The sequence below is a fragment of the Wolbachia endosymbiont of Tuta absoluta genome, from assembly GCF_059414725.1.
The window spans coordinates 1-329 of sequence record NZ_JBNRJY010000428.1 but is presented as its reverse complement, the minus strand read 5'-3'; the positions used below and the strand labels follow the sequence as shown (position 1 = coordinate 329).

1 protein-coding gene is annotated in these 329 nt (G+C 53.2%); it reads left to right on the top strand.

Features of this window, described 5'->3' with window-relative positions; translation table 11 throughout:
* Positions 1-61: 61 nt before the first annotated feature.
* A partial coding sequence (locus ACJ5GX_RS04555; protein WP_495292749.1) for an uL14 family ribosomal protein occupies positions 62-329 on the top strand: 268 nt, incomplete at its 3' end.

Genomic DNA, 329 nt, shown 5'->3' with positions numbered 1-329 from the left:
GGGGAGCCCGTCAACAATGTCGAAGCGAGGTAGGGGAGGTTCCGCTGGGAACAAATTTAGGATGTCGCTGGGTCTACCTGTGGCGGCTACAGTGAACTGTGCCGACAATACAGGAGCTAAGAACCTTTATATCATTTCGGTGAAGGGGATCAAGGGCCGCCTTAACCGATTGCCATCAGCTTGTGTTGGTGATATGGTCATGGCGACAGTTAAGAAGGGAAAACCTGACCTCAGGAAGAAGGTGCTACCTGCTGTGATTGTTAGGCAGCGCACGCCCTGGCGCCGCATGGATGGTGTCGTCATGTACTTCGAAGACAATGCTGGTGTCT